At 55.6% G+C, this 20,782-nt stretch carries 34 protein-coding genes and 1 tRNA gene; 2 read left to right on the forward strand and 33 right to left on the reverse strand.

Annotated features, from left to right (window positions below; all coding sequences use genetic code 11):
• Nucleotides 1-738 carry a C40 family peptidase gene (locus SynMVIR181_RS02120; RefSeq protein WP_186589826.1) on the reverse strand — a complete coding sequence of 246 codons (738 nt, stop codon included), beginning with the start codon at nt 736-738 and terminating at the stop codon, nt 1-3.
• 17 nt (nt 739-755) lie between these two features.
• On the opposite strand from SynMVIR181_RS02120, the gene SynMVIR181_RS02125 reads away from it, so the two are divergent.
• Complete coding sequence (locus SynMVIR181_RS02125; RefSeq protein ID WP_186589827.1) at nt 756-1,655, forward strand: serine hydrolase; 900 nt, start codon at nt 756-758, stop codon at nt 1,653-1,655.
• A gap of 339 nt (nt 1,656-1,994) precedes the next feature.
• Here SynMVIR181_RS02125 and SynMVIR181_RS02130 read toward each other — a convergent pair.
• Together SynMVIR181_RS02130 and alr are read right to left on the reverse strand one after the other, a co-directional pair.
• Nucleotides 1,995-2,083, reverse strand: a tRNA-Ser gene (locus SynMVIR181_RS02130).
• 38 nt (nt 2,084-2,121) lie between these two features.
• Nucleotides 2,122-3,303 carry an alanine racemase gene (gene alr, locus SynMVIR181_RS02135; protein ID WP_186589828.1) on the reverse strand — a complete coding sequence of 394 codons (1,182 nt, stop codon included), beginning with the start codon at nt 3,301-3,303 and terminating at the stop codon, nt 2,122-2,124.
• A gap of 74 nt (nt 3,304-3,377) precedes the next feature.
• On the opposite strand from alr, the gene SynMVIR181_RS02140 reads away from it, so the two are divergent.
• Nucleotides 3,378-3,878 (forward strand): HNH endonuclease, encoded by a 501-nt coding sequence (locus SynMVIR181_RS02140; protein WP_186589829.1) that lies wholly within the window; start codon nt 3,378-3,380, stop codon nt 3,876-3,878.
• Nucleotides 3,879-3,889: 11 nt separating this feature from the next.
• Here SynMVIR181_RS02140 and prfA read toward each other — a convergent pair whose 3' ends face one another.
• The 30 genes from prfA to rplC all read right to left on the reverse strand — a co-directional run bounded on the left by prfA (nt 3,890) and on the right by rplC (nt 20,480).
• Complete coding sequence (gene prfA, locus SynMVIR181_RS02145) at nt 3,890-4,984, reverse strand: peptide chain release factor 1 (RefSeq protein ID WP_186589830.1); 1,095 nt, start codon at nt 4,982-4,984, stop codon at nt 3,890-3,892.
• Nucleotides 4,985-5,085: 101 nt separating this feature from the next.
• Nucleotides 5,086-5,352 carry a 50S ribosomal protein L31 gene (gene rpmE, locus SynMVIR181_RS02150; RefSeq protein ID WP_186524566.1) on the reverse strand — a complete coding sequence of 89 codons (267 nt, stop codon included), beginning with the start codon at nt 5,350-5,352 and terminating at the stop codon, nt 5,086-5,088.
• A 32-nt stretch (nt 5,353-5,384) separates the two neighbouring features.
• The gene (gene rpsI / locus SynMVIR181_RS02155) at nt 5,385-5,792 is read right to left on the reverse strand and encodes a 30S ribosomal protein S9 (RefSeq protein ID WP_011618378.1); all 408 of its coding nucleotides are present in this window, start codon (nt 5,790-5,792) and stop codon (nt 5,385-5,387) included.
• The gene (gene rplM, locus SynMVIR181_RS02160) at nt 5,789-6,241 is read right to left on the reverse strand and encodes a 50S ribosomal protein L13 (RefSeq protein ID WP_011618379.1); all 453 of its coding nucleotides are present in this window, start codon (nt 6,239-6,241) and stop codon (nt 5,789-5,791) included. The genes rpsI and rplM overlap by 4 nt, the downstream gene beginning before the upstream one ends.
• A 169-nt stretch (nt 6,242-6,410) precedes the next feature.
• A complete protein-coding gene (gene truA / locus SynMVIR181_RS02165; RefSeq protein ID WP_186589831.1) occupies nt 6,411-7,301 on the reverse strand; it encodes a tRNA pseudouridine(38-40) synthase TruA in 891 nt (296 codons plus the stop codon).
• Between the two features lie 35 nt (nt 7,302-7,336).
• Nucleotides 7,337-7,687: a 50S ribosomal protein L17 gene (rplQ, locus tag SynMVIR181_RS02170; RefSeq protein ID WP_006854805.1), complete on the reverse strand. Its 351-nt coding sequence runs from the start codon at nt 7,685-7,687 to the stop codon at nt 7,337-7,339.
• 33 nt (nt 7,688-7,720) lie between these two features.
• Nucleotides 7,721-8,659 (reverse strand): DNA-directed RNA polymerase subunit alpha, encoded by a 939-nt coding sequence (locus SynMVIR181_RS02175; RefSeq protein WP_186589832.1) that lies wholly within the window; start codon nt 8,657-8,659, stop codon nt 7,721-7,723.
• Nucleotides 8,660-8,709: 50 nt separating this feature from the next.
• Complete coding sequence (gene rpsK / locus SynMVIR181_RS02180) at nt 8,710-9,102, reverse strand: 30S ribosomal protein S11 (RefSeq protein ID WP_186518006.1); 393 nt, start codon at nt 9,100-9,102, stop codon at nt 8,710-8,712.
• Between the two features lie 66 nt (nt 9,103-9,168).
• The gene (gene rpsM / locus SynMVIR181_RS02185; protein WP_186524568.1) at nt 9,169-9,534 is read right to left on the reverse strand and encodes a 30S ribosomal protein S13; all 366 of its coding nucleotides are present in this window, start codon (nt 9,532-9,534) and stop codon (nt 9,169-9,171) included.
• Between the two features lie 74 nt (nt 9,535-9,608).
• On the reverse strand, nt 9,609-9,722 hold the full coding sequence (gene rpmJ, locus SynMVIR181_RS02190) for a 50S ribosomal protein L36 (protein WP_011618382.1): 114 nt from the start codon (nt 9,720-9,722) through the stop codon (nt 9,609-9,611).
• A 47-nt stretch (nt 9,723-9,769) separates the two neighbouring features.
• Entirely contained in the window at nt 9,770-10,321 is a 552-nt protein-coding gene (locus SynMVIR181_RS02195; RefSeq protein ID WP_186524569.1) for an adenylate kinase, read from the reverse strand.
• Between the two features lie 26 nt (nt 10,322-10,347).
• Entirely contained in the window at nt 10,348-11,667 is a 1,320-nt protein-coding gene (secY, locus tag SynMVIR181_RS02200) for a preprotein translocase subunit SecY (RefSeq protein WP_186524570.1), read from the reverse strand.
• A 109-nt stretch (nt 11,668-11,776) separates the two neighbouring features.
• A complete protein-coding gene (gene rplO, locus SynMVIR181_RS02205) occupies nt 11,777-12,229 on the reverse strand; it encodes a 50S ribosomal protein L15 (RefSeq protein WP_186524571.1) in 453 nt (150 codons plus the stop codon).
• Nucleotides 12,230-12,238: 9 nt separating this feature from the next.
• Complete coding sequence (gene rpsE / locus SynMVIR181_RS02210; RefSeq protein WP_186524572.1) at nt 12,239-12,898, reverse strand: 30S ribosomal protein S5; 660 nt, start codon at nt 12,896-12,898, stop codon at nt 12,239-12,241.
• A gap of 13 nt (nt 12,899-12,911) precedes the next feature.
• Nucleotides 12,912-13,280, reverse strand: a complete 369-nt coding sequence (gene rplR / locus SynMVIR181_RS02215; RefSeq protein ID WP_186589833.1) for a 50S ribosomal protein L18 — start codon at nt 13,278-13,280, stop codon at nt 12,912-12,914.
• Between the two features lie 33 nt (nt 13,281-13,313).
• Nucleotides 13,314-13,853 carry a 50S ribosomal protein L6 gene (rplF, locus tag SynMVIR181_RS02220; RefSeq protein WP_186589834.1) on the reverse strand — a complete coding sequence of 180 codons (540 nt, stop codon included), beginning with the start codon at nt 13,851-13,853 and terminating at the stop codon, nt 13,314-13,316.
• A 15-nt stretch (nt 13,854-13,868) separates the two neighbouring features.
• On the reverse strand, nt 13,869-14,270 hold the full coding sequence (gene rpsH / locus SynMVIR181_RS02225; protein ID WP_186524575.1) for a 30S ribosomal protein S8: 402 nt from the start codon (nt 14,268-14,270) through the stop codon (nt 13,869-13,871).
• Nucleotides 14,271-14,289: 19 nt separating this feature from the next.
• Nucleotides 14,290-14,829 carry a 50S ribosomal protein L5 gene (rplE, locus tag SynMVIR181_RS02230; RefSeq protein ID WP_006854816.1) on the reverse strand — a complete coding sequence of 180 codons (540 nt, stop codon included), beginning with the start codon at nt 14,827-14,829 and terminating at the stop codon, nt 14,290-14,292.
• 49 nt (nt 14,830-14,878) lie between these two features.
• Entirely contained in the window at nt 14,879-15,235 is a 357-nt protein-coding gene (rplX, locus tag SynMVIR181_RS02235) for a 50S ribosomal protein L24 (RefSeq protein WP_186589835.1), read from the reverse strand.
• A 1-nt stretch (nt 15,236) separates the two neighbouring features.
• Nucleotides 15,237-15,602 (reverse strand): 50S ribosomal protein L14, encoded by a 366-nt coding sequence (gene rplN / locus SynMVIR181_RS02240; protein ID WP_186524577.1) that lies wholly within the window; start codon nt 15,600-15,602, stop codon nt 15,237-15,239.
• Nucleotides 15,599-15,865, reverse strand: a complete 267-nt coding sequence (rpsQ, locus tag SynMVIR181_RS02245; protein ID WP_186524578.1) for a 30S ribosomal protein S17 — start codon at nt 15,863-15,865, stop codon at nt 15,599-15,601. Before rpsQ ends, rplN begins: the two co-directional genes overlap by 4 nt.
• A gap of 19 nt (nt 15,866-15,884) precedes the next feature.
• Nucleotides 15,885-16,094 carry a 50S ribosomal protein L29 gene (gene rpmC / locus SynMVIR181_RS02250; protein WP_006854820.1) on the reverse strand — a complete coding sequence of 70 codons (210 nt, stop codon included), beginning with the start codon at nt 16,092-16,094 and terminating at the stop codon, nt 15,885-15,887.
• A gap of 2 nt (nt 16,095-16,096) precedes the next feature.
• Entirely contained in the window at nt 16,097-16,564 is a 468-nt protein-coding gene (rplP, locus tag SynMVIR181_RS02255) for a 50S ribosomal protein L16 (protein ID WP_186524579.1), read from the reverse strand.
• A gap of 16 nt (nt 16,565-16,580) precedes the next feature.
• Nucleotides 16,581-17,312, reverse strand: a complete 732-nt coding sequence (gene rpsC / locus SynMVIR181_RS02260) for a 30S ribosomal protein S3 (protein ID WP_186524580.1) — start codon at nt 17,310-17,312, stop codon at nt 16,581-16,583.
• A gap of 21 nt (nt 17,313-17,333) precedes the next feature.
• Nucleotides 17,334-17,699 carry a 50S ribosomal protein L22 gene (rplV, locus tag SynMVIR181_RS02265; RefSeq protein ID WP_186524581.1) on the reverse strand — a complete coding sequence of 122 codons (366 nt, stop codon included), beginning with the start codon at nt 17,697-17,699 and terminating at the stop codon, nt 17,334-17,336.
• Nucleotides 17,700-17,703: 4 nt separating this feature from the next.
• Nucleotides 17,704-17,979: a 30S ribosomal protein S19 gene (gene rpsS / locus SynMVIR181_RS02270; RefSeq protein ID WP_186524582.1), complete on the reverse strand. Its 276-nt coding sequence runs from the start codon at nt 17,977-17,979 to the stop codon at nt 17,704-17,706.
• Nucleotides 17,980-18,014: 35 nt separating this feature from the next.
• Nucleotides 18,015-18,878: a 50S ribosomal protein L2 gene (gene rplB, locus SynMVIR181_RS02275; RefSeq protein ID WP_186589836.1), complete on the reverse strand. Its 864-nt coding sequence runs from the start codon at nt 18,876-18,878 to the stop codon at nt 18,015-18,017.
• Between the two features lie 15 nt (nt 18,879-18,893).
• Nucleotides 18,894-19,196 carry a 50S ribosomal protein L23 gene (locus SynMVIR181_RS02280; RefSeq protein WP_011618397.1) on the reverse strand — a complete coding sequence of 101 codons (303 nt, stop codon included), beginning with the start codon at nt 19,194-19,196 and terminating at the stop codon, nt 18,894-18,896.
• Nucleotides 19,189-19,824 (reverse strand): 50S ribosomal protein L4, encoded by a 636-nt coding sequence (gene rplD, locus SynMVIR181_RS02285; protein WP_186524584.1) that lies wholly within the window; start codon nt 19,822-19,824, stop codon nt 19,189-19,191. The genes SynMVIR181_RS02280 and rplD overlap by 8 nt, the downstream gene beginning before the upstream one ends.
• Nucleotides 19,824-20,480, reverse strand: coding sequence for a 50S ribosomal protein L3 (gene rplC / locus SynMVIR181_RS02290; RefSeq protein ID WP_186524585.1), 657 nt, complete (start codon nt 20,478-20,480; stop codon nt 19,824-19,826). Before rplC ends, rplD begins: the two co-directional genes overlap by 1 nt.
• Nucleotides 20,481-20,782: the final 302 nt, after the last annotated feature.

The following is a 20,782-nucleotide window of genomic DNA, read 5'->3' on the forward strand; positions in this document are numbered from 1 at the left end:
TCACGGAAGCGTTGAGCCGTCATGACAGCGCGTCACCCTGCCGGCTCCTCGAAGTTCTGATCGGTAGTGGCAGGCCACGGGGTTTTGGTCAGAGGGATGGATGCTGTCGATGCCAATGCCGTTGCGGCCGTGCTCTTGCCCCGAACTGTGCAGGTAGCGACCTTGTGCCAGGTGAATGGCCACATGGTTGCAGCGCTGTGCCGTGCCGAAAAACAACAAATCTCCAGGGCGCAGCAATTGATCATTCCCGGGGCGGACCGCCACCGGGCTGCAAAACCGTTCTTGTTGGTAGGCATCTCGAGGCAACCAGATGCTTTGGCTGGCAAAGGCGGTTTGCACGAGGCCTGAACAATCGAGGTCAGGCCCGATCGTGCCCCCCCATAAGTAGGTATTAGGGATCTGAGCAGCGTCCTTCAGCCACCGAAGCACCAAGGGAAGACGCTTTTGAATGTGCGTTGCATCGAGTAGGCGGGGGCTCCATTCGGCGCGGGCCACAGCCTGATTGTTGAGGTCATCGATGGCCATCCAACAGGGATAGCCATCCTCAATTAATGCCGTTCTGACGCGCTGTGCGCTCGGGGCCGGATGATCTAGAACTCGAAAGCCTCTGCCAGCACAGGCTTGAGTTGCTAACCCGCTGCCATGGCTGCGTGCATAACCTTGAACATCAGCACTCAGGGTCCAACAGCCTCCTTTGTGCAGCTGTTCGGGAGTGAGCGCTGTGCCTAAGGTCGGCATTGACTGATGCCAGAGATATGGCGTTCTACCGTGCCGAGCCGGCGATGCAGGAGCATCTCGTCGGCTTGATTGACCATTTCGCCGACCAAGGACGCCCTGGATTGCACGAGCAGATTGCCGTGAATTGGGTGCGCTACGACCAAGCCAATCTGTCGACGGGGAGCGGATTTGGTGCTGCCTGGGCTGATCAGAAACCGCTCTATCCAGCCAGCGTTGTGAAATTGGTCTACGCCGTTGCGGTGGAGGCTTGGCTGCAAAAGGGCCTTCTTCTGGAAACGGAGGAGTTACGGCGTGCCGTTAACGACATGATTGCCATCTCCAGCAACGATGCCACTGGATTGGTGGTGGACTGTCTGACTGGCACCTCCAGTGGACCAGATCTTCAAGGCGAAGCGTGGGTGAGCTGGCAGCGTCAGCGTCAACTCGTGAATGAGTGGTTGTCGGACTTTGGTTGGGGTGAGTTTGAGCGGGTGAACTGCTGCCAGAAAACCTGGGGAGATGGGCCCTACGGGAGGGAACAGAGGTTTTATGGAGAGAGCAACTGCAACCGCAATGCTTTAACAACGGCCTCAGTCTCTCGATTGTTAGAGGCGGTAATGACCGATGGCCTGCTTTCTCCTCCGGCTTGCCATCGCTTGCGCTCAGCGCTCGCACGTTCATTAGATCAAGGTGAGAGGGACGCTGATCCTGAAAATCAAGTGGATGGCTTTCTTGGGGAAGGTTTGCCGGCGAATAGCAGGCTTTGGAGTAAGGCTGGATGGATGAGTCAGGCCAGGCATGATGCTGCGTGGTGGAGTGAGCCTGAGGGCACAACACAGCTACTGGTTGTGTTCAGCGTGGGCGCTGAACGTGCCAATGACAACCAGTTGCTTCCAGGAATCGCGAGGGAATTGGCCGCTTTTCGGCAGGATTCTTAACTGGTGAATGGCTAGCAGTCTTAGTGCCTTTGTGGCGTCAAAAATTTTATCTTTGTTTAAAAGCTTAGGATGCTAGTTAATTGCTTTAGATTGTCAGGATTGCTGATTTGCTTTGATGCTGATTTGCTGAGACTTTCTTCTTGTAAATATATCTCGGCCAGGCGAATTGCAATGAATTTCGGATTTATCTTGCTGTGGTTTTATTTTTAAATTTGTTTTTTAGGATCCCAATTCGTGAGGAATTAGATTACTGTGATTTAAAGTGTTTAAAGACTAATCTGTACACCTTGAGGTCTCTGCGCAAAGCGAAGTGACTCAAATGTAGAAACTTGTTCAGAACGGAGAGGGAGGGATTCGAACCCTCGACAGAAGTTGCCTCCTGTAACTCCTTAGCAGGGAGCCGCTTTCAACCACTCAGCCACCTCTCCAGCAGCAAAGCCATCGTACCAAGAGGTCTGCCAAATGCTCAGATCACTAGGCGAGGCAAGCGATGTTTGAAACTGCAGAGCACTTCCCAGGGGATTGAATCCGCAAGTTCAGCCCAGGATCTAGGGCTGATGGTTTGTTCGCCATCGCGGCCAAGCAAGGTGACAACATCACCGCTTTCCAAGCTCTTGTGTTCCGTGGCATCAAGGATCAGCTGATCCATGGTGATGGCTCCCACTTGAGGAAGCATGTGGCCAGCATGTAGCGCATGGATGCGGCCCGAAAGGCAACGGCTTACTCCATCGGCATAGCCGATGCTGACAACGGCCAGACGACTGGGTCGCTGGGTGACAAAGCGATGTCCATAGCTGACGCCAACTCCTTTCGGGACGTCGCGGATCAGGCTCACTTTGGCCTTAACGCTCATCGCAGGCTCCAGATTGAGAATCCCATCGAGATGTTCGCTGGGGCAGTGACCATAAAGAGCGAGCCCCACGCGTACAAGATCATGGTGAAGGCGTGAATCCCGCAGGGTTCCTGCTGAGTTTGCGAGATGACGTTTCAGTGTTGGGCTACGCAGTTGGCGTGTGATGCTCTCGAAGCGGTCTTCTTGGAGCTTGGTGACTTGGGCGGCATGTCCGTTCCGCTCTCCGTCCGCTAAGGCCAAATGGCTGTAGACGCCACAGAGGCTGAGCTGGTCTAACTGCTGGATTGCATCGGCCAGCCTGTTGCCTTCCTTCCAGTCACATCCCAGGCGGGTCATCCCTGTGTCCACCTTGAGTTGGACGGGGAAACGCCGACCACTGCTATCGGCCAGGTTTTGACAAAGCAAGGCCTCACGCATGCTGCTGAGGGTGGGCATCAGCCGCCATTGCAGACAGGCTCTGAGGTCATCGGGTTGGGAGAGATGCCCCAACACAAGCACCGGTTGATCGAGCCCTGCATTCCTAAGGTCGATTCCCTCTTGGAGGGTTGCGACACCAAAGCTCGTTGCTCCTCCACGGACAGAGGCTTTGGCCACGGTTTCTGCTCCGTGGCCATAACCGTCTGCCTTGACGACAGCCATCAGATCACAGGAAGGACCAAGGTGGCGTTTTAGGGAACGGGCATTGGCTTCGATCGCAGAATCCGACACCTCAAGCCAAGCGCGATGGCGAGGGTTGGCTTCCGCTGGATTCTGAATCCAGTGGGTGTTTCGGTCGGCGGCGATCTGATCTCGCATGCGAGCAGGGTAGTGAAGATCACAGTGATGTCCCTGTGATTCTCGATAGCATGGCGGTTATTGAGGGGGCTTGCATGGGCCAAGTTCTCGTACTCAACGCCTCCTACGAGCCACTGAACATCACCACTTGGCGACGAGCCATGGTGATGTTGATGAAAGGTAAAGCGGAAGGGTTAGAGCATGACCAAAGCAAGTTGATCCGTCAAGGCACGCATTTGCCAACCGTGATCCGCCTTGTTCAGTTCGTAAGGGTGCCTTTTCGCCAGCTTCCTCTAACGCGTCGCAACGTGTTTCAGCGGGATAACCATTGCTGTCAGTACTGCGGCTCGCGCTCTGAACAGCTTTCGATTGATCACGTCATGCCCCGCAGTCGTGGTGGAGGTGACAGTTGGGACAACATCACCACCGCTTGTTTGAGCTGCAATGTTCGCAAGGGAAGCCGAACGCCTGAAGAGGCGGGGATGCCCTTAAATCGTGTACCACGGCGTCCGCATAGCAGTCTCAGCTTTGAAGCCGTACGCCAGATCGACTCTGGTCGCTACCTCGAGTGGGCCAAGTATGTGATCGGTGCTTAATCGATCTCTGTTCAATCAGCCTGTTCGCTGAGATCGGCGAGTTTGCCTCGTTGTTCTTCGGCGATACAGGCGTCGATGACATCATCCATTTGCCCCTCCAAAACGGGATCCAGACTGAAGTTTCGGCCGAGGCGGTGATCTGTCATTCGATTGTCTTTGGCGTTGTAGGTGCGGATTTTTTCGCTGCGATCCCCCGTGCCCACTTGGGCGCGTCTTGCTGATCTTTCGCTGGCATTCGCCTCAGCGAGTTGGCGTTCATAGAGCTTGGCGCGCAGAATCTCAAGGGCGCGTTCGCGGTTTTGCATTTGCGAGCGCTCCTGGGTGCAAAACACCCTGATGCCGGTTGGTTTGTGCATGAGGTCAACCGCCGTCTCGACTTTGTTGACGTTCTGGCCACCAGCACCGCCCGACCTAGCCGTGCTGATATCGAGGTCGCGGGGGTCGATCTGCACTTCAACGGGATCAGCCTCTGGCATCACGGCAACCGTGGCCGTTGAAGTGTGAACGCGCCCTTGGGATTCTGTTGATGGCACCCGTTGCACCCGATGGACTCCAGCTTCAAATTTCAGTTCGCTGAAGACGGCATCCCCTTTGACCGAAAGAATCAATTCTTTGTAGCCACCTAAATCAGCTTCATTAGCGCTGACCGGTTTCACGCTCCATCCCCTCCGACTGCTGAAGCGTTCATACATTCTCGCCAAGTCTCCAGCCCAAAGACAGGCTTCATCTCCACCAGCACCAGCCCGGATTTCCAGCATCACGCTGCGCTCATCTCTGGGATCTTTTGGCAACAGAGCCAATGTGATCCTTTGAACGAGATCGGCATGCTGGTGATCGAGTTCTTGAAGTTCTTGTTGAGCCAACTCTTCCATGGCGGCATCACCACGACTTTCCTTGAGCAGACTTTTGGCTTGAACCTGCTCCGCTTCCACCTTCTGAAGGCTGGCGTAATCAAGCACCAGTGGTTCGAGGCGTGAACGCTCACGGGCAATCGTTTCCAGCCGCTGTGGATCAGCTGCCACATCGGGATCTGCTAGCTGTCGTTCCAAATTGTGGAAGCTGCTGCTGGCCGCTTCCAGGCGACTGATCAGAGTTGTTGTGTCCATCCCCTCAGGGAGCAGTAATTAAAAAACCTCCAAGCGCAGAAAAAATCTGCGAGAGGAGGTTGGGCTCCCGGGTTAGAGGAGCTTATGGGCGCTACAAGCAATCAGGACTCTTTGGCAGTCTCGTCTTTGTCAGCTTTCTTCTCAGACGAGGTGCTGTCAACACTTCCCATCCCGTATTTACGCATGAAACGGTCCACACGCCCTTCGGTGTCGAGGATCTTCTGCGTGCCTGTGAAGAAGGGATGGTTTCCACTCCACACATCGACATTGATTTCAGGCTGAGTGGAGCCGGTGGTCATCACAACTTCGCCGTTGCAAATGACCTTCGCGTCTGGATACCAGGTGGGGTGAATGTCGGGCTTAGGCATGGCAAACAAAACAGTGGGTGATGGTGTAGAAATCAGCGCTTGGAGAACTGAGGCGCTTTACGAGCCTTCTTCAGTCCGTACTTACGGCGTTCTTTCGCACGGGGATCTCGGCTGAGATGGCCTTCTGTTTTAAGTGGCTTGCGGTTATCAACAGAGAGTTCGCAAAGTGCACGAGCAGCACCTTGCTTGATGGCATCAGCCTGACCTGTCAGACCACCACCACGCACATTGACAAGCACGTCGTACTCGGTGCTGAGCCCCAAGGTCTGAAGAGGTGCTTTGACAGCAGCCAAGTAGGCGGGGTTGTAATTCAGATAGTTGTCGCCAGGACGTCCGTTGATGGTGATCGTGCCATTGCCGGGAACCAAGCGAACGCGAGCGACAGAGGTCTTACGGCGCCCTGTGCCCCAATAAACGACGGTGTTGTTTGAGCTACTCATTGTGCGGAAGCGGCAGGGTCGAGCTGGAGGGTCTTGGGTTGCTGGGCGGCATGGGGATGCTCGGTGCCCTTATAAACCTTAAGTTTGCGGAACAACTGACGGCCAAGGGCGTTGTGAGGAAGCATTCCTTTGATGGCTTTCTCAACGATGCGTTCTGGCAGACGCTCCTGGAGGTGCTCGAAGGTTTCAACCTTCATGCCACCTGGACGGCCTGAGTGCCGGCGATACAGCTTCTGCTGTGGCTTCTTGCCTGAAACTCGGATCTTGTCCGCGTTCACCACAATCACAAAATCGCCGGTGTCGAGGTGTGGGGTGAAGCTGGCTTTGTTTTTTCCACGAAGCACAGAAGCTACTTCAGTCGCTAGGCGACCGAGGGTTTGATTCTCTGCGTCTACCAGATACCACTGGCGGTCGATCGAATCAATGGAGGGAACGGAGGTCTTGTTCATCGCGCCGGCATGCCGGTTCTCGTATACCCCGTCGCGAGCGGCGGAGCTGGGCAGGGAGCATCAGATCACCTTGGTGATCCGATCAAAGCTCAAAGATCGAGTTTACCTTGTCGCTGGTCTTGGTTTTTGATTCCTAGACCGAGGCAACTGGTTCGCTCAGGCAATGGGCTTATTGGTTTTGCGGCCAAGGCGGAGGATCCGGAGGAGGATCACATGTCGCCAAAGCAAACCGCGGTTGGCAATCGTACCAGCCACCTTTGCTGAATAGATCCTCCGGGTATCCGGCTCTCAGCAGGCAAAGGCCATGGGGTGGGGCGGCTTCTCTTACTTCGTCACGTCGACATTCCCGCCAGCGCTGTTCAAATCTCTTTGGGGTTAGGCGGTGTTCACCGACAGCGATGAGCTGCCCCATCAAAAGTCGAACCATTCCATATAAGAAGCCGCTGGCTTGAATCTCAACGCTCAAGAGATCTCCGTCACGTTCAATATTGACGTCTTGGATGGTTGTTCTTGAGTGAGATCGGCGACTGCCTGCGCGTTGAAAGGCCGCAAAATCATGTTCTCCCATTAACGCCAAGAGCGCTTGTGCCATCGCTTGCTCATCAAGTCGTCTGTGGTATCGATGCCAGCTCCAGGGAGCTAAAAATAAATTGGGACGACGTCCGTTGTAAATCGTGTATCGATATCGGCGATAGCTTGCTGAATAGCAGGCATGCCAGCTCAGGGGACGTTGGATTGCTTCTCTCACGCGGATGCTTGAAGGAAGGCGCCCGTTGAGCGCTGGTGCCCATCGACTGGCTGGTATCGGACCGTTGCAGTCAAAGTGCACCACTTGCCCTGAGGCATGGACACCGGCATCTGTTCTTCCAGCTGCAATTGCCTTAATGGGGCGGTACGGATCGAGTGCCGCAATCGCTTTTTCCAGGACTGCCTGCACGCTCTGACCACGACCCTGGGTCTGCCGTTGCCAACCACAAAAAAAAGATCCCTCGTACTGCAAGCTGATCGCAATTCTTTGAAGAATTGGGCTTTCAGCCTCAGACGAGGGATTTTGCACCACAGGCAACACGGATGAAGCTGTGCTGATTGAATGAATCAGACCAGCTCGATAATGGCCATTTCAGCATTGTCACCACGACGGGGCACCGTGCGGGTGATGCGGGTGTAGCCGCCGTTGCGATCCCCATAACGCGTTGGAGCCTTATCAAACAGGGCATGCACCAACTGCTTGTCATAGACGTAGCCCAGCACGCGACGCCTTGAGGCAAGACTGCCGTTCTTGGCCAACGTGATCATCCGCTCGGCTTCATCACGCAGAGCTTTTGCTCGCGCTTTGGTTGTCGTCACCCTGCCTTCGCGGATGAGTTGTGTTGTGAGTCCGCGAAGCAACGCCTTGCGTTGGTCAGCCGGGCGGCCCAGCAAGGGAACTCGACATTGGTGGCGCATGGTTCTAAGAGAAAAAACTGGAGGATGTAAGGATCAGACGCTAGTGCGACTTTGGGGGATCGAAATGCCGATGCGCTCGAGAGCTTCGATCACTTCATCCGCAGACTTCGAGCCGAAGTTTTTGATCTCGAGAAGATCTTCGTAACTGAAACCCATCAGGTCAGAAACTGAATTCACCTGTGCGCGCTTAAGACAGTTGTAAGCCCGAACAGAAAGATTAAGCTCTTCTAGTGGAATTTGAGCTTCAGCAGAAGGTTCAGGTTCTAACCCTGGCTCTTCCACCATGGTGACGGTGGCTAGAGGCTGGAACAGCTCAATGAGCTGATTGGCAGCCTGTGCAATCGCGTCATCAGGGGTCATGGACCCATCGGTGACAACTTCCATGCGGAGTCGTTCGCGAGCCGATCCACCCTCCGCAACGGCTGTTTCGTCCGTCGTGAAATTCACGCGGTGAACAGGCATAAACACGGCATCGATCTGGAGAAGATCGATTGCACTGGTGTCTTCATTGTGGCGATCAACGGGGCGATAACCAACGCCGCGCTCAACATGAACTTCCAGCTCGAGGCTGTGCCCCTCGCTGACAGTGGCAATCTGACGCTCACCATCCACCACTTGAACTTGTGATGAAAACTGCAGATCCTTGGCTTTAACTGTTGCGGGCCCAGAGACGATCAGACGGCCGATTTCCAGCTCATCTGTACGACTGTTAACAGTGAGCTGCTTGCAGTTGAGAAGAATGTCAAGCACGTCTTCGCGCACACCAGGAATGGTGGCGTACTCGTGGTTAACACCAGCAATGCGCACTGCGGTGACTGCTGTGCCCTCGAGGTTGCCCATGAGCATCCTTCGTAGGGAGTTCCCGAGAGTCGTTGCTTGACCACGCTCGAGTGGGCCGATGAGAAAAACACCGGTCTGCGAGCGATCATCTGTGATCTGATGCTCGATACGGTCGATCTGGTATTGCAACACGGGCTGAAGCGGAGAGAGTGAGGTGGGCCTGGACTAATTCGCTGAGATCTTCAGACACGACGCCGCTTAGAGCGGCGGCACCCGTTGTGGGGTAGGGGAGTGACGTCGCGGATCAGGGTGATCTCCAGGCCAGCAACTTGGAGGGCGCGAATAGCTGTTTCCCGTCCTGAACCTGGTCCACGAACAAGAACTTCAATTTGGCGCATGCCTTGCTCGAGAGCGCGGCGAGCTGCTGCTTCTGCAGCTGTCTGAGCAGCAAAAGGTGTGCCTTTGCGAGCCCCTTTAAACCCACTGGCTCCAGAAGATGACCAGGAGATAACTTCTCCAGTGGTGTCGGTAATCGACACGATCGTGTTGTTAAACGTGCTTTGAATGTGGGCAACGCCGTTGGGGACGTTGCGCTTGGCCTTCTTGGGGCCTGATTTTTTTGCTGGCTTGGCCATGGGCTAGAGCCTGAGGGGGGTAGGGCTGTAATGAATGAAGAGAGAGACCGATTGAATCGGGCAGGCTTATTTCTTCTTGCCGGCCACGGTCTTCCTTGCGCCACGGCGGGTACGGGCGTTGGTGCGGGTGCGTTGACCGCGCACTGGAAGGCTCATCCGATGACGACGACCACGCAGGCAACCAATGTCCTGCAGGCGCTTAAGGGCCATGCCCTCTTGTCGCCGCAGATCTCCCTCGATTGTGAAGGAATCAGTGGCGTTGCGCAATTTCTGCACATCGTTGTCCTCTAAATCCTTGACGCGGATGTCAGGGCTGACTCCGGCCTTGGTGAGGATGGTCTTGGCCCGAGTTGAGCCGATTCCGTAGATGTAAGTAAGTGCGACTTCGATCCGCTTGTCGCGGGGAATGTCAACACCAGCAATCCTTGCCACTGAGCAAATAATCGAGGGGGGACAGTTGCCGCCTTTCGGCAGCGAATGATGCGGTCAGAGTGTGGAGCTAGGGATCATCCCTGGCGCTGCTTGTGCTTAGGGTTTGGGCAAATCACCATCACCCGGCCGTGGCGACGAATCACCCGGCACTTTTCACACATTTTCTTGACCGAGGCGCGCACCTTCATGGGGTGTGGCTCTCCAAAATTCCAAACAGCGAATTTAACACAGCGACCTAGGCAAGAACACCTTCGATGCGATCGGTGATCGCCTCGATGCTGCCATGGGCTTCCACCGATTGGAGCAAACCGCGTTGTCGGTAATGCTCAATCAGGGGCTCTGTTTTGTCTGCGTAGACCACGAGTCGATTGCGGATCACGGCTTCGTTGTCGTCGTCACGCCCCCTCGAGAGCAAACGTTCGATGAGAACAGCATCATCCAGGGCAAGGAGCACCACGGCTTCGATGGGTTGGTTGAGCTCTTGGAGCAGTGGATCGAGCGCTTCTGCCTGTGCAACATTGCGGGGGAATCCATCCAACAGCCATCCTTGGCCATTCAGCGCTCCGAGCTGAGCTTTCACGATGGCGAGTACGAGTGAGTCGGTTACAAGCTCACCGCGATTCATCACGGTTTCGGCTTGTTTGCCAAGTTCGGTTCCAGCAGAGACTTCCGCTCGAAGGAGGTCGCCGGTTGAGAGGTGACGCAAGCCATGACGATCACATAAAAGTGCCGCTTGGGTTCCTTTACCAGCGCCGGGAGGGCCTAAAAAAAGCAGTCGTTGTTTCATGGAAATTGGGTTGACTGGTGGGATGCTTATTGGCGAACGAGTCCCTCGTAACGCTGCGAGATCACGTAGGTCTGAACCTGCTTGGCGGTGTCGATGGCGACACCTACCAGGATCAGAAGTGAGGTGGCTCCAAGCCCTTGGAAGGTTGTCACTCCTGTGGCTCTTTCAACGGCTGAGGGAATAATGGCCACAGCGCCGAGGAAAAGTCCGCCAAGAAGAGTCAATCTATTTTTGACTCCTTCTAGATAGGCCGCTGTTGCACTTCCGGGTCTCACTCCTGGGATAGCCACCCCGCCTCGTTTGAGGTTGGTGGCGATGTCACTCGGGTTGAGGGAAAGCGACGAATAGAAATAGGCGAATCCCAAAATCAGGGAGAAAAACACGATCGCGTATGGCCATGGATTGGCTGCGCTCGGATTTAAGGCACTCGCTGCTCGAATCAGAAGTGGATTATTGGTGACGTTCGCGACTGTGATCGGCAAAAAGATGAGGGCTGACGCGAAAATAATTGGCATCACTCCACCGGCATTGAGCTTGAGGGGGAGATAACTCTGACGACTAGGGAGGAGCGCTGTACCTCCTACCTGGCGCTTGGCGCTGACGATAGGTAAACGTCTTGCACCCTCCTGGACAAAGATGATTCCAACAATTGTGATCAGGAACACCAAGACCAGGACAATGATTCCAACGACATCTCCCCGGTCTCCCGTCTGAGCCTTCTCAATCGTTGAACCCAACGCCTTCGGCAGGGTGGCCACGATATTCAGAAAGATCACAAGGGATGCTCCTTGTCCGATGCCTCGTTCTGTGATGACTTCACTGAGCCACATCACAATCATCGAGCCAGTGACCAACGCCAGCGCTGTCTGCACGACAAAGACGACGTCGCTTAATCCTTCGACGGCGTATTGGCGAAGAATCATCGCAAAAATGACGCTCTGGACCGTTCCCCATCCCAACGCCACGTAGCGGGTGATTTGGGCAATTTTGCGACGCCCTGCTTCGCCTTCGTTTTTCTGTAAGTCCTCGAGCTGGGGGAGCGAGGCTGTAAGCAATTGAATAATGATCGAGGCGTTGATGAACGGCAGGATGCCCAGTGCAAAAACGCCAAGCGTGGAGATTCCGCCGCCAGTAAAGATGTCAAGGAAACCAATGAGTGTTCCGCCCTGCTCAATAAATTGCTCAAAAGCAACACGATCGATCCCAGGCATGGGGATGTAAATCCCCAAACGGACAAGCATGAGCAGCCCCAACGTTGTGAGAACCCGGCCGCGCAGCTCAGGGTTCTGCACCAACTGGGTAATCACTTCAGTGGCGCTGGGGTTACGTCCCCGACTGACAAGCATGGAGAAGGAAGAAAAGAATGGGGCTGATGCAGCAAAGCCGTCCCCGGATCGGAATCCAGTGGGACGGCTCAGACCTTAGATCTGCACGGAGCAGATCGTATGGGCGAGATCAGTCGAGAACCTCACAGGTCCCACCGGCAGCTTCAATTTTGGCGCGTGCAGAGGCTGTAAAGGCAGCAGCCTGAACGGTGAGCTTTGCTTTGAGTTCACCGTTGCCAAGAATCTTGAGAGGACTCCTAGGACTGGTCACAATGCCGTCTTTGACAAGCGAGTCGAGATTGACTGTGCTGCCTGCCTTGATGTCATTCATGGCACTCACATTGAGGACGGTGAATGACTTCGGATTGACCAGGGTGAAGTGCTTGAGCTTCGGCACCCGGCGGTAAAGCGGCATCTGACCGCCTTCAAATCCAGGGCGGGTGGGACGACCTGAGCGGGACTTTTGTCCGCGCATGCCGAAACCACAGCTGGCACCTTGACCAGCTGCAATGCCACGTCCCTTACGCAATTTGCGCCGACGAGCACCTTTATTGGGTTTAAGAGATTCGAGTCTGAGAGTCATGGGAGGAAATCAGGAGTAGATCTGCTCGAGGGAGATCCCCCGTTCCTTGGCTGTCTCCTTGTGAGTGCGGAGCAGTTGTAGGGCCACCATGGCAGCCCGAGCATTATTGAGAGGAGTTTTACTTCCTAGGCGTTTCGCTAAGACATTTTTAATGCCTGCGAGCTCGAGCACTGTGCGGATGGATCCACCGGCAATTACACCAGTACCAGGCGCTGCTGGGCGGATGAGAACACTTGCTGCGCCTTCACGACCATTCGACAGAGTCGGGATCGAGTTGTGGCGAGTCAGAGGCACTTTCACCAGGTGCTTTTTGGCATCGGCCACGCCTTTGCGTACGGCACCGATGACATCGCCGGCCTTGCCGACACCAACGCCGACCTGACCGCGCTCATTGCCGACAACAACGATGGCGCGAAAGCTCATCTTTTTGCCGCCTTTGACAGTTTTGGAGACCCTTCGGATCTGCACAACGCGCTCTTGCCATTCGGAATCACGTTCTTGACCGCGGCGACGGTCGCCGCGACCGCCGCGACGGTCACCGCGACCGCCGCCGCCGCCACCGCCGCGGCGCTGCTCCTGTTGTTGGCCCTGACCTTCAGCTGCTGCCGGAACGTCAGAAGCCGATGGCACGTCGTTGGAGGTGGTCTGGTTGTTGGGTTCGGTCGTCATAGTGAGAGCAGGATCAGAACTGAAGGCCCGCTTCCCGGGCGGCATCGGCAAGGGCTTTCACCCGGCCGTGGTACAGGTTGCCGCCTCGGTCGAAGACAACTTGTTGAATGCCTTTGGCAATGGCACGTTTGGCCACTAAGTCGCCAACGGCAACTGACGCATCACAGCTACTGCCATCAGCTTTGAGGCTGGATCGCAGATCTTTATCGAGGGTTGAAGCAGAACACAGAGTGCTCTGAGCTTCGTCGTCGATCAACTGAGCGTAGATGTGACTGTTGGAGCGAAACACGGCCAGTCTGGGACGATCGGCAGTGCCACTGAGATGGCGACGCAGACGCCTGTGGCGTTTCTGGGTCTGCTGTTTGCGGGAAAGGATCGACATGGTGGGTAAAGCTGAAGGGTGTCTGGCAGGGAATTACTTCTTGCCCGACTTGCCTGCCTTACGCAGGATGCGTTCGCCCGCATATTTAATCCCTTTGCCTTTGTAGGGCTCGGGAGGACGAATGGCGCGGATCTTGGCGGCTTCATTGCCAACCAATTCCTTGTCGGTGCCTGAAACGGTGACGTTGGTGTTGTTCTCAACCGTGAAAGTGATGCCTTCAGGGGGCACCATTTCAACGGGGTGGCTGTAGCCAGCGCTCACCACAAGGGTTTTGCCTTTGACCTGGGCTCTTGAGCCCACGCCAACGATCTCAAGCTTTTTGGAGTAACCCTCGCTGACTCCGATCACCATGTTGGAGACGAGAGTTCTGCAAAGACCGTGGCGTTCACGGGATGTGCGTTTTGTGCTGGTTGGTGCCACCACGATGGAGTTATCCACCTGGCTGACACTTACACCAATAGGAAGGGTGCGCTTGAGCTCACCCTTGGGTCCCTTCACTGTGACGGCGAGACCGTCGAGTGTGACATTCACCTTGTCGGGAATGGGGACTGGGTTTTTACCAATACGTGACATGGTTCAGGTTCCGGGTCAATAGACGTAGCAGAGCACTTCGCCGCCCACGCCTTGCTTGCGGGCGTCGCGGTCGCTCATCACTCCTTTGGAGGTGGAGATGATGGCTACCCCTAGTCCTCCGAGGACCTTGGGCAGGCCGCGCGTGTTTTTGTAAATGCGAAGGCCAGGCTTACTGACCCGTTGCATGGAGCGAATGGTGGGTTGGCGGTGTTTGCCGCTGTACTTGAGCTCCAGCACCAATTCGGTGCGAATGCCCTCGCCTTGCTCGCTGATTTCAGCGATAAATCCCTCTTGTTGCAGCACTTTGGCAATGCTGCGGGACATGCGAGAAGCTGGAACTTTTGTGGACTCGTGACGTTTTTCACTCGCATTGCGGATGCGAGTGAGCATGTCGGAAATTGGGTCGTGATTAGCCATAGTGGTTTCCGAGGGGGGCTCAGTTGCTGCGGAATGGCATTCCCATCTCGCGGAGGAGGGCCCGGCCCTCTTCATCCGTGCGGGCAGACGTCACAATTGTGATGTCCATGCCTCTGATGGCATCGATCTTGTCGAAGGAGATTTCAGGGAAGATGATTTGCTCTCTAACTCCCACGGTGTAATTCCCACGGCCATCAAAACTTTTCGGGCTGACGCCTCGAAAATCCCGAATGCGGGGCAGCGCCAAGTTGATGAAGCGTTCTAGGAACGCATACATGCGATCACCTCGGAGGGTGACAGCACATCCAATCGGCATTCCCTGGCGGATTTTGAAAGCTGCAATGGCTTTCTTGGCTCTGGTGATGACAACTTTTTGGCCTGTGATTTGGGCCAATTCGTTCACCGAAGCCTCGAGAGACTTTGCATTGGTGGCTGCTTCGCCGAGTCCGCGGTTAACGGTGACTTTCAGCACCTTGGGAACTTCATGAATGTTGGAGAGACTCAAGTCTTTCAGCAATTTTGGCTGAATGGTCTCCCGATAGCGCTGTTTTAGTGACATGGCTGGGGGAAAGGACTTCTGGGCTTTGTCAGAAGAGCAATTGAGGTGATCAGTCGATCACTTCGCCTGTTTTCTTGAGGCGGCGCTTTTTGCTGCCGTCTTTTTCGGTAATCAGTTCAATGCGACTGGCAACCTTTTTGGCTGTGGAATAAAACATCACGTTGGAAGCATGGAGTGATGCTTCTTCAGTGACAATTCGTCCAGTTTCGCCTTCTTGTGTGGGCTTCACGTGACGGGTTCTCATATTGAGTCCCTCCACGATCACCCGGTTTACGTCTGGCAAGGTGCGCAGGACTTCTCCTGTTTTGCCTTTGTCTTTGCCGGCAATCACCTGAACGGTGTCGCCTTTACGAAGGCGCATCTTGATGCGCTCAGCTGGGGCTGCTTTGGATGTTGCGGTAGCCATTTCAGATCACCTCCGGAGCGAGGGACACGATTTTGGTGAAACTGCGTTCCCGCAATTCACGGGCAACCGGTCCAAAGACACGAGTGCCTTTTGGATTTTTGTCGTCGTTGATGATCACGGCTGCGTTGTCATCAAAACGAATGGAGTTACCCGTATCGCGACGCATGGTGGCTTTGGTCCGAACCACGACGGCTTTGACGATGTCTGACTTTTTGACGCCCATGTTGGGCATCGCATCCTTGACGGTGGCCACGATGACATCACCAACGTGCGCGTAGCGACGATTGGTGCCGAGAACACGAATGCATTGGATCCGTTTGGCGCCACTGTTGTCAGCAACGGTGAGGAAGCTTTCCTGCTGAATCACTTGGACACCTCCTCAGCTTTTGGGCTCTTACTGAGAACTTCAGCAATCGCCCAGCGCTTGTGGCGGCTCAGTGGACGCGTCTCGGTAATCCGGACACGGTCACCAACGCGACAAGCGTTGTCTTCGTCGTGGGCTTTGTAGCGGGTGGTGCGGCTGACCGTCTTTTGATAGATGGGGTGGGGGAAGCGGTTCTCGACCGCCACAACCACCGTTTTGTCCATCTTGTCGCTGACGACGGTGCCGACCCTTTCTTTGAGTGCCATGGAAGGTTCTCCTTAAGGATCAGGAAGCAGCGGAGCGCTTGCGCTCCGATTGCACCGTCAGCAACTGAGCCAGTTTGAGACGGCTCTCCTTGAAGCGGTGCGTGTTGCCCAGCTGGCGAGTGGCCTGCTGGAATCGGAGTTCGAACAATTCGCGGCGGAGGCCGTCGATTTGTTCGGTGACATCTGCGTCAGACAATTGGCGCAGATCTGTTGCTGTAGGACGTGCCATGGTCAGGACTCCACGGTTGAAGAGGCAGCAGCCTTAGTGCCGGCTGGCTGTTCCTGTTCATCGAGAGAGATGAACTTTGTTTTGACAGGAAGCTTGTATTGCGCGAGGCGCATCGCTTCCTTTGCAATTTCAGGGGTGATTTCCTCACCGCCCATCTCGAACAGAATCCTGCCTGGCTTGATCACAGCAACCCAGAACTCTGGGTTGCCCTTACCAGAACCCATACGGGTTTCGGCGGCACGCATGGTGACGGGCTTATCAGGAAAGATTCGAATCCAGATTTTTCCGCCACGTTTGACGTAGCGGGTCATGGCACGTCGGCTGGCTTCGATTTGACGCGAAGTAATCCAGCCGCACTCTTGGGCTTGCAAACCAAATTCACCGAAGGCAATGGTGTTGCCTCTGGTGGCGACACCGCGCATGCGGCCTCGCTGTTGTTTGCGGAATTTGACTCTTTTTGGACTCAGCATGATTTAGGCCTCCGGTTCAACCCTCGTTTGAGCGGTCTTCGAACTGTTGGGGCCTACGACCGCCCCGACGGCGGGGATTGGCTCCCACCGGGATCTGCTGCTGGGAGTCGTCGCTCAAAACTTCTCCCTTAAAGACCCAAACCTTGATGCCCAGAACGCCATAAGTCGTACTGGCCACTTTGGTTGCGTAATCAATTTCGGCGCGAAGGGTGTGCAAGGGCACACGTCCTTCACGCGTCCATTCTGTACGGGCGATTTCGGCACCATTCAGGCGTCCGCTGACTTGGATTTTCAGGCCAAGGACGCCGGCTCGCTGAGCGCGCTGAACGGCCATGCGGATGGTGCGGCGGAAGGCCACGCGTTTCTCAAGTTGCTGAGCGATGTACTCAGCAAGAAGGAAAGCGTCTGCATCCACACGCTCTACTTCAACCACGTTGATCCGAACCTGACGGCTCGAATCACCAACGGTCTTTTGAATGCCGCTGCGCAGATCTTCGATTCCGCTGCCTTGACGGCCAACCAGCACACCGGGGCGTGCTGTTTTGAGCTCAACCTCAAGTTGATCAGCTTTCCGAGCGATCAGCACATCGCTGATGCCGGCTGAGCCGTACTTCTTGTGAATGAACTTGCGAATCCGATCGTCCTCTTGCAGGAGGGCTGGATAATTTTTGCTGGATGCGTACCAGCGTGACCGGTGCTCCTGGGTGATCCCCAGGCGGTAGCCGGTTGGATGGATTTTGTTTCCCATTCAGACGGTGTGCTCGGGGGGTCAGGAGTCGGTCTGAGCTGCCACAGCAATGCTGATGTGGCAGGTCTGTTTTTTGATCGCGAAGGCGCGACCTTGAGCGCGAGGCCGATACCGCTTCATGGATGGACCCATGTCAGCGATGGCCCGGGAAATGACCAAGGTTGCTGGGTCAAGTCCAAGGTTGTGTTCGGCATTGGCTACAGCGGAGCGAAGCACTTTCGTGATCGGACCGGTGGAGCGGTAGGGCATGAACTCGAGCATGATCAGCGCGTCGCGGTAAGTGCGGCCACGGATTTGATCGAGTACACGACGCACCTTGGAGACGGAGCCGCGGATGAAGCGGCCGTGCGCTTGGGCAGTGGTTGCCGTTGGGGATGACGTTGTCATGGTCTCAGCGGCCTCCTTTCTTATCTTTGATGTGGCCCTTAAAGGTGCGTGTGGGTGCGAATTCACCCAATTTGTGCCCCACCATTTGCTCAGTCACGAAGACTGGAACGTGGGATCTGCCGTTATGAACGGCAATGGTGTGGCCGATCATCATCGGCAAAATCGTGGAGGCCCTGGACCACGTTTTGATGACTGACTTGTCGTCAGCAGCGTTTTGCTTTTCAACCTTGCGAAGAAGGCTGTCAGCAATAAATGGGCCTTTTTTGAGAGAACGTCCCATGGCGGATTAAGCGAACTGCAAAGCGGTGAGTGACATCAGGAATCGCGTCCGCCACGGCTCCGCTTGGACGTCTTGCGACGTTTCCGGAGGACGAACTTGTTGCTGGGCTTGTTCCGCTTGCGGGTTTTTAGGCCAAGAGCGGGTTTGCCCCATGGAGTGACAGGACCCGAGCGCCCAATAGGAGCACGGCCTTCACCACCACCATGAGGGTGATCGCAAGGGTTCATCACGCTGCCTCGGACCTGGGGACGACGCCCCAGCCAACGGCGGCGACCAGCTTTACCCAAGCTGGTGTTGCGAATTTCGGCATTGCCAACTTCGCCAAGAGTGGCGAAGCACTCACGCCTCACGAGGCGTACCTCTGTGGAGGGGAGCTTGAGGGCGACGTAATCGCCCTCTTTGGCCATGACCTGAGCACTCGCTCCTGCGGTACGGACCATCTGACCACCGCGTCCGGCATAAAGCTCGACGCAATGAACACTTGAACCAAGGGGAACGGCTGAGAGCGGCATGGCATTGCCGACCTCGATCGGTACCTCAGGGCCTGACACCACCGTTTGGCCGATGCTGATCCCAGCCGGGGCGAGGATGTAGCGCTTCTCGCCATCGGCGTAGAAGAGAAGGGCCAACCGCGCATTGCGGTGGGGGTCGTAATGAATCGCGGCCACTTTGGCGGTAACACCATGCTTGTTGCGACGGAAGTCGACCAAGCGATAAAGGCGTTTGTGACCACCGCCGCGATGACGGCAGGTGATCACACCGCGATTGTTGCGTCCTTTGCGGCGGTGTTTGGACACCACCAAGGAGCGTTCCGGCTTGCGGCCGGTGACTTCACTGAAGTCTGTGACTACCCGGGTTCTGGTACCGGGGGTGTAGGGGCGGAAAGTACGAATTGCCATAACGATTCAGCCCCCTCAGGACTCAGGGAAGAGTTGGATGGAGTTGCCCTCGGCCAGGCGCACCACTGCTTTCTTCACTTGAGCGCGTTTACCGGCAAAACGGCCGATACGACGACTCCTGCGAGGAGGATTCATGGTGCTGATGCCCGTGACCTTGACATCGAAGAGCTGTTCGACTGCAGCCTTGATGTCGGGCTTGGCGGCTCGATGGTCCACCTCGAATGTGTACTGGTTTTGTTCCAGAGCACGGGTGGCCTTTTCAGTGATCAGCGGGCGGCGGATCACATCGGCCAGACGTCCGGTGAAGCGCTCAGTCATCGCCGTAGACCTCCTGAATCTTTGCGAGAGCGTCCTCGCCCACCACCAGCTTGTTGGCGTGGAGCAGATCGAAGACGTTGAGTTGGTCGGCTGCGATCAGCTTCACCGTTTCCAAATTCCGAATGGAGCGTTGCACCGCTTCGGAAGGTTGGATGAGGATGATCAAAACCTTGCTCGTGGCGGAAACGTCAAGCCTCGCCAGAGCGTCGATGATCTCTTTGGTCTTGGGAGTCGTCAGCGTGGTCGCGAAATCCTTCACCACCACGAGATCCTCAATACGCGCCATGAGAGCGGTACGAAGGGCTGAGCGACGTTCCTTGCGGTTCATTGCAAGGTTGTACGACCTGGGCTTGGGTCCAAAAATGATGCCACCACCTGGACGGAGTGGGGTGCGAACAGAGCCCTGGCGTGCACGGCCCGTACCTTTTTGTTTGTAGGGCTTGCGTCCACCACCTCTCACCTCTGAACGGGTGAGGGTGCTTGCGGTGCCTTGGCGACTGTGAGCCTGCTGACGCAGCACAGCGCGATGCATCAGGTCAAGGGCACTGGTCTCTTTGGCAACCTTTAAGTCAAGGCTTGCCTTGCCAGCCTCTTTACCCTGCCAATCGCGAACGATGCAATTAGCCATCACTTACCTCCTTTAGCGGGCTTGGCGCCCACCCGGTTTGCGGGACGGATGTTCAGTAATGAACCTGGTTTTCCAGGAACAGAACCTTTCACAACGAGAAGGTTGCGATCACTGTCGATTTTCAGGATCGTCAAACCACGCGTGGTGATTTTTTTGCCGCCGTAGCGGCCGGACATCCGTTTGCCTGGATAAATCCTGCCTGGCGTTGTGCCGGCACCGATCGAACCGGGTTGGCGATGATTTTTGGAGCCGTGCGTCATTGGACCACGACTAAAACCATGGCGCTTTTGCAGACCAGCAAAGCCACGACCCATGGTGTCGCCACTGACGTCTACTTTTTGACCAGCCGCAAAGTCACCAACGGTGACCGCTCCACCTAATTGAATCCCGTCGAGATCGTCGACGCGGTACTCAATTAGGTGGCGAACGAGGTCTTCGCCAGATTTAGCGAGATGACCTTTCGCTGGTTTATTGATCAGCTTTTCGCGAATCTCGCCAAAGCCGATCTGTACGGCTTGATAGCCGTCAGTTTCTGAACTTTTGAGCTGGGTGATACGGCAAGGACCCGCCTCGATCAATGTGACCGGGACGGATTTGCCTTGCTCATCGAAGAACTGGGACATACCCAATTTCTTCCCAAGAATGCCGATAGACATGGAGGTAAGAACGCCAGCGTGAACAACCGCTTATTCACTAAGGAATGAAGAGGCCTGAGAGGGCGCTGATCGTATTAACGCAGTCATGACCGTCATCCTTTCGCCAGTGGCGGAAAAGAAGCCGGATTGGAGCTAGCGAGCGAATCAGCTGGCTGAGACTTTCCGTGCAATGGTTTGCTCGGTGAGTTTCTCGGCAGTACCACCAATGAATTGGTAAGACTGCGCTGGCCTAAGGATCCGGCGCAAACGCCGAACCTGCTCTGTGATCTGGAGGCCCGGCTAGCGGACGGGCACAGCTCAAC

The sequence above is a fragment of the Synechococcus sp. MVIR-18-1 genome (assembly GCF_014279835.1).
Classification (GTDB): Bacteria; Cyanobacteriota; Cyanobacteriia; order PCC-6307; family Cyanobiaceae; genus Synechococcus_C.

Excerpts from the sequence above, each read along its gene's own strand:
- rpsK (WP_186518006.1), bottom strand. The coding sequence starts at position 9,102 with ATGGCCAAGCCAGCAAAAAAATCAGGCCCCAAGAAGGCCAAGCGCAAC.
- rplO (WP_186524571.1), bottom strand. The coding sequence starts at position 12,229 with ATGACTCTCAGACTCGAATCTCTTAAACCCAATAAAGGTGCTCGTCGG.
- prfA (WP_186589830.1), bottom strand. The coding sequence starts at position 4,984 with ATGGACACAACAACTCTGATCAGTCGCCTGGAAGCGGCCAGCAGCAGC.
- rplX (WP_186589835.1), bottom strand. The coding sequence starts at position 15,235 with ATGGCTACCGCAACATCCAAAGCAGCCCCAGCTGAGCGCATCAAGATG.
- rplR (WP_186589833.1), bottom strand. The coding sequence starts at position 13,280 with ATGTCGATCCTTTCCCGCAAACAGCAGACCCAGAAACGCCACAGGCGT.
- rpmE (WP_186524566.1), bottom strand. The coding sequence starts at position 5,352 with ATGCCTAAGCCCGACATTCACCCCACCTGGTATCCAGACGCGAAGGTC.
- rplE (WP_006854816.1), bottom strand. The coding sequence starts at position 14,829 with ATGTCACTAAAACAGCGCTATCGGGAGACCATTCAGCCAAAATTGCTG.
- rpmC (WP_006854820.1), bottom strand. The coding sequence starts at position 16,094 with ATGGCACGTCCTACAGCAACAGATCTGCGCCAATTGTCTGACGCAGAT.
- SynMVIR181_RS02195 (WP_186524569.1), bottom strand. The coding sequence starts at position 10,321 with ATGAAACAACGACTGCTTTTTTTAGGCCCTCCCGGCGCTGGTAAAGGA.
- rplD (WP_186524584.1), bottom strand. The coding sequence starts at position 19,824 with ATGGCTAATTGCATCGTTCGCGATTGGCAGGGTAAAGAGGCTGGCAAG.
- SynMVIR181_RS02140 (WP_186589829.1), top strand. The coding sequence starts at position 3,378 with ATGGGCCAAGTTCTCGTACTCAACGCCTCCTACGAGCCACTGAACATC.
- rpsQ (WP_186524578.1), bottom strand. The coding sequence starts at position 15,865 with ATGGCACTCAAAGAAAGGGTCGGCACCGTCGTCAGCGACAAGATGGAC.
- rplC (WP_186524585.1), bottom strand. The coding sequence starts at position 20,480 with ATGTCTATCGGCATTCTTGGGAAGAAATTGGGTATGTCCCAGTTCTTC.
- rpmJ (WP_011618382.1), bottom strand. The coding sequence starts at position 9,722 with ATGAAGGTGCGCGCCTCGGTCAAGAAAATGTGTGAAAAGTGCCGGGTG.
- rpsS (WP_186524582.1), bottom strand. The coding sequence starts at position 17,979 with ATGGGACGTTCTCTCAAAAAAGGCCCATTTATTGCTGACAGCCTTCTT.
- rplF (WP_186589834.1), bottom strand. The coding sequence starts at position 13,853 with ATGTCACGTATTGGTAAAAACCCAGTCCCCATTCCCGACAAGGTGAAT.
- SynMVIR181_RS02120 (WP_186589826.1), bottom strand. The coding sequence starts at position 738 with ATGCCGACCTTAGGCACAGCGCTCACTCCCGAACAGCTGCACAAAGGA.
- rpsC (WP_186524580.1), bottom strand. The coding sequence starts at position 17,312 with ATGGGAAACAAAATCCATCCAACCGGCTACCGCCTGGGGATCACCCAG.
- rpsE (WP_186524572.1), bottom strand. The coding sequence starts at position 12,898 with ATGACGACCGAACCCAACAACCAGACCACCTCCAACGACGTGCCATCG.
- rplQ (WP_006854805.1), bottom strand. The coding sequence starts at position 7,687 with ATGCGCCACCAATGTCGAGTTCCCTTGCTGGGCCGCCCGGCTGACCAA.
- rplP (WP_186524579.1), bottom strand. The coding sequence starts at position 16,564 with ATGCTGAGTCCAAAAAGAGTCAAATTCCGCAAACAACAGCGAGGCCGC.
- rplV (WP_186524581.1), bottom strand. The coding sequence starts at position 17,699 with ATGACAACGTCATCCCCAACGGCAACCACTGCCCAAGCGCACGGCCGC.
- secY (WP_186524570.1), bottom strand. The coding sequence starts at position 11,667 with ATGCTTGTCAGTCGGGGACGTAACCCCAGCGCCACTGAAGTGATTACC.
- SynMVIR181_RS02280 (WP_011618397.1), bottom strand. The coding sequence starts at position 19,196 with ATGACTGAGCGCTTCACCGGACGTCTGGCCGATGTGATCCGCCGCCCG.
- rplB (WP_186589836.1), bottom strand. The coding sequence starts at position 18,878 with ATGGCAATTCGTACTTTCCGCCCCTACACCCCCGGTACCAGAACCCGG.
- rplM (WP_011618379.1), bottom strand. The coding sequence starts at position 6,241 with ATGAACAAGACCTCCGTTCCCTCCATTGATTCGATCGACCGCCAGTGG.
- SynMVIR181_RS02125 (WP_186589827.1), top strand. The coding sequence starts at position 756 with ATGGCGTTCTACCGTGCCGAGCCGGCGATGCAGGAGCATCTCGTCGGC.
- rpsI (WP_011618378.1), bottom strand. The coding sequence starts at position 5,792 with ATGAGTAGCTCAAACAACACCGTCGTTTATTGGGGCACAGGGCGCCGT.
- rpsH (WP_186524575.1), bottom strand. The coding sequence starts at position 14,270 with ATGGCTAATCACGACCCAATTTCCGACATGCTCACTCGCATCCGCAAT.
- alr (WP_186589828.1), bottom strand. The coding sequence starts at position 3,303 with ATGCGAGATCAGATCGCCGCCGACCGAAACACCCACTGGATTCAGAAT.